This window comes from Gordonia hirsuta DSM 44140 = NBRC 16056 (assembly GCF_000333015.1).
Classification (GTDB): Bacteria; Actinomycetota; Actinomycetes; order Mycobacteriales; family Mycobacteriaceae; genus Gordonia; species Gordonia hirsuta.
The window spans coordinates 1-4,186 of sequence record NZ_BANT01000063.1 but is presented as its reverse complement, the minus strand read 5'-3'; the positions used below and the strand labels follow the sequence as shown (position 1 = coordinate 4,186).

Genomic DNA, 4,186 nt, shown 5'->3' with positions numbered 1-4,186 from the left:
GTCCCGGCGGCCGCCGCCCGCCCCTTACCCTGGGACCATGACCGACGTCACAACGCTGACCGATTCGCTGCCTGCCGGAACGGTCGTGACCGACCCCGACATCCTGGCCGCCTACCGTCAGGACCGCGCCCAGGATCCCGACGCCGGCACACCGCTGGCGCTGGTCCGGCCCACCACCACCGCCCAGGTCCAGTCGGCGGTGCGCTGGTGCGCCGAGGCCGGGGTCCCGATCGTCACGCGCGGCGCCGGCACCAGCCTGTCCGGCGGGGCGACCGCCGTCGACGGCGCCCTGATGATCACCACCGAGAAGATGCGCGGCCTGGCCGTGGACACCTCGACCCGCACCGCGGTCTGCAAACCGGGAATGCTCAACGCCGAGGTCAAGGCGGCGGCCGCCGAACACGGCCTCTGGTATCCGCCGGACCCGTCGTCGTTCGAGATCTGCACCATCGGCGGCAACGCCGCCACCAACGCCGGCGGCCTGTGCTGCGTCAAATACGGCGTCACCGTCGACTACGTGCTGGGCCTGGAGGTGGTGCTGGCCGACGGGCGGGCGATCCGGCTCGGCGGCAAACAGCTCAAAGACTCCGCCGGTCTGTCGCTGACCCGGCTGTTCGTCGGCAGCGAGGGCCTGCTGGGCATCATCACCGAGGTCACGGTGCGGCTGCTGCCGCCGCAGGCCCCGGCGTGCACGGTGGTCGCCGTCTTCCCGACCGTCGCCGATGCCAGCCGCGCCGTCGTGGCGGTGACCTCGCAGACGCGACCGGCGATGCTCGAGTTCATGGACAACACCTCGATCAACGCGGTGGAGGACATGCTGGCGATGGATCTGGACCGCACCGCCGGCGCGATGCTCATCGCCCAGTCCGATGCGCCCGGCCCGGCCGGCGCCGCCGAGGTGGCCCTGATCGAGCAGGCCTTCCGCGCGCACCACGCACAGGAGGTGTTCACCACCGACGACCCGGTCGAGGGTGAGGCCTTCGCGATGGCCCGCCGGGTGGCGATCCCGGCCGTGGAACGGCGCGGCTCACTGCTGCTGGAGGATGTCGGCGTCCCGCTGCCGGAGCTGCCCGCACTGGTGCAGGGCGTCGCCGAGATCGCCGAGAAGAACGACGTGACCATCGCGGTGATCGCGCACGCCGGCGACGGCAACACCCACCCGCTGATCGTCTTCGACCCCGAGGACACCGATGAGGCCCGCCGCGCGCAGCTGGCCTTCGATCAGATCATGGGCCTGGCGGTGTCGATGGGCGGAACCATCACCGGCGAACACGGTGTCGGCCGACTCAAGAAGGGCTGGCTGCGGGCCCAGCTGGGCGACGACGCCCTGGAGTTGACCACCACCATCAAGCAGGCCCTCGATCCGCAGGGGATGCTCAATCCCGGCGTCATGCTCTAGCGGCTCCAGCCGCCTTCGCCGGCCGCCCTCGCCGACGGGTGCCCGGCGGCCCCGGAGGTTGTCCGAGCCGCGCGACCAGAATCCGGACACACCACTCGGAGAACCCACACTCGGACAACCCGCCGGGGCGCCCCGGCGTCTGCCGAGCGGTGTCAGTTGACCTGCGGGGCATCCTCGGTGATCTCACAGACCCACTGACCATCGGAGGTGGCGATCAGGTGACCGCGGGCGCCGTCCTGGTTCGAGCAGGGGTGGCCGCCCGGATCGTCGTCGTGCCCACGATGACGCTCGATCGCCGCCTGCGGTGCATCGCCGGTGATCTCGCAGACCCACTGCCCGCTCTCGGTGGCGATCAGGTGGCCGGGAGCTCCGCTCTGGTCGGTGCACGGGTGACCGCCCGGATCACCGTCCTGCTCGGGCTGCGGGGCGGCCTTGGGCTGTACCGGAGTCGGTGTGGACGCAGGTTCGGGTGCCGGCGACGGGGTGTCCCCGGCGCTCGGGGCGGCCGGGCTCGCCGAGGCGCTGGACACCGCCGATTGCGGTGTCGCGCTGTGGCTGGCCGCCGGTGTGCTGTCGGTCGAACTGCAGGCCGAGGCCACCAGCATCAGCGAGAACATGCCCGCGACGAGTGCTGACTTCTTCATGAGCAACTCCTGTCCAGGGGTGCGGCAGAAGCGACGGGCGCCGGTCTGTCCGCTAATTGCAATATAGGGACCACCGGCCGGCGCGATCGGACTTCGGGAAATCCACCTTCATCGCTGCGCCGCACACCTGCGCCGTCGCCGTCACTGCGGCGGCGGAGGCGGGGTCGGAGCCCCCTCCGGCGGCGGGATCTTCGGGTAGTCGCGGGCGGCGAGCACCATTTCCGGATCGCCCGGTCCCTCCGGGTCACCGGAGCCGGGCATCGGCCGGCCCGGCGACGGATCCCAGTCGGTGTCCACCAGCTTCTTCTGCACCACGATCGCCAGGACCAGCAGGGCCGCGCCGATCGCGAGCATCACCAGCACACCCGGGACGCCGCCGATCTTGCCGGCGCTGCCCAGCAGCAGGCCGTACCAGCCGAAGTCGGCGTCGCCGAAGGTGGTGTTCTCCTCACCGAAGCTGCCCAGCACCGTCACCAGCACCGCCGGCAGGAAGGTGATGATCAGACCGTTGGCGAAGGCACCGAAGATCGCGCCGCGGCGCCCACCGGTGGCATTGCCGTAGACGCCGGCGGCACCACCGGTGAAGAAGTGCGGCACCAGACCCGGCAGCACCAGCGCCCAGCCCCACAGCGGACCGAACCACATCGCCAGCACGAACAGGCCCACCAGACCGGCCACGAAGCTCGACAGGAAACCGATCAGCACCGCGTTCTGTGCGTACGGGAAGACGATCGGTGCATCCAGCGCCGGCACCGCCCCCGGCACGATCCGCTCGGCGATGCCCTGGAACGCCGGCACCAGCTCGCCCAGGATGGTGCGCACACCGAACAGGATCACCGCGACGGCCACGCCGAAGCCCAGACCCTGGGTCACTCCCGACATGATGTAGTTGCCCATCCCGGTGGCCCCGCCCTCGCCGGCTTCGTTGGCGAAGGCCAGATAGGCCTCGGTGCTGCCGACGCGGCCGACGTAGATCAGCGAGACCACGATGTACATCAGCACCATCGACAGGGCGGTGGCGACCATCGAGTCGCGCAGGAAGCGCAGCGACTCGGGCAGTTTGAGGTCCTCGGTGGACCGGCTCTTCTTTCCACCGGTGTAGCGGCCGACGATGCCCGAGACCACATAGCCCAGTGTGCCGAAGTGGCCGATCGCGATGGAGTTGTCGCCGGTGATCCGCTTGGTCCACGGCTGCGAGATGGCCGGCAGCGCCACCATCACCACGCCCAGCAGCACACCGCCGACGATCACCACCGTCACCGAGTTCAGTCCGGTGGTCGCCAGCACGATGGTCAGCAGGGTCGCCATGAACAGCGTGTGATGACCGGTCAGGAAGACATAACGCAGCGGGGTGAACCGGGCCAGCACCAGGCTGAACACGAAGCCCAGGATCATCAGCCAGGCCACCTGCGCGCCGTAGGTGTTCTGCGCGATGCCCACGATCGCCTCGTTGGTGGGCACCACCCCGTGACTGGTGGTCGACCCGCTGGCGGTCGAGCCCTTGAGCATCACCCCCAGCGGATCCAGCGAGGTCACCACCAGCCCGGCGCCGGCCCCGATCAGCAGGAAGCCCAGCGTGGCCTTGAGGGCACCGCCGATCACCTGCCCCACGGACTTGCCCAGCGCGACCAGGCCGACGGCGGTGATGATGCCGATCAGATACGCCGGGACCGCGAGTATCTCGTTGACGATGAATTCGGCGATCGTGACGATCCAGTTCATTCCGGACGCCTCTCAGATGTCGGTTCGGTTGGGGTCAGCCGGCGGGCCGGCTCAGATGTCGTAGTTCGCCCGCAGTGCGGCGTCGATCTCGGCGGTGGAGGTGAAGTTCTCGATCACGGTCATCGGGACCCCCAGGTCGCCGAGGGCTTTGGCGATCTCCCCGGAGGTCAGGATTAGGTCCGCCTCCTTGGCCTTGCCCTTGGCCGAGATCGTGTCGGTGGCCTCGACCTCGATGAACGGCGACCAGCCCCACTCGCCCAGCACCTTCTCCAGCGTGTTCTTCAGGAACAGGCTGGTGCCGACGCCGTTGCCGCAGACGGTGAGGATCTTGTTGTTGGTACGACGATGCGTCCCGGCGTCCGCCCCGCCGGCACCGGCCCCCGCGCCGCCGCCCCCGTCACCGCGCACCACCGTCGGCGTG

Annotated in this window: 4 protein-coding genes; 1 reads left to right on the top strand and 3 read right to left on the bottom strand. The window is 69.9% G+C overall.

Going from position 1 to position 4,186, the window contains the following annotated elements:
- Window positions 1-37: 37 nt before the first annotated feature.
- Window positions 38-1,399, top strand: a complete 1,362-nt coding sequence (locus GOHSU_RS15740) for an FAD-binding oxidoreductase (protein WP_005944139.1) — start codon at window positions 38-40, stop codon at window positions 1,397-1,399.
- A 152-nt stretch (window positions 1,400-1,551) separates the two neighbouring features.
- On the opposite strand, the gene GOHSU_RS16410 is transcribed toward GOHSU_RS15740, so the two are convergent.
- From GOHSU_RS16410 to GOHSU_RS15725, 3 genes are all read right to left on the bottom strand, one after another.
- On the bottom strand, window positions 1,552-2,043 hold the full coding sequence (locus GOHSU_RS16410; RefSeq protein ID WP_005944135.1) for a hypothetical protein: 492 nt from the start codon (window positions 2,041-2,043) through the stop codon (window positions 1,552-1,554).
- 141 nt (window positions 2,044-2,184) lie between these two features.
- Window positions 2,185-3,765 (bottom strand): PTS ascorbate transporter subunit IIC, encoded by a 1,581-nt coding sequence (gene ulaA, locus GOHSU_RS15730; RefSeq protein WP_005944133.1) that lies wholly within the window; start codon window positions 3,763-3,765, stop codon window positions 2,185-2,187.
- Between the two features lie 51 nt (window positions 3,766-3,816).
- Window positions 3,817-4,186 (bottom strand): PTS sugar transporter subunit IIB (locus GOHSU_RS15725; protein WP_005944130.1); only part of this gene is annotated, 370 nt, incomplete at its 5' end.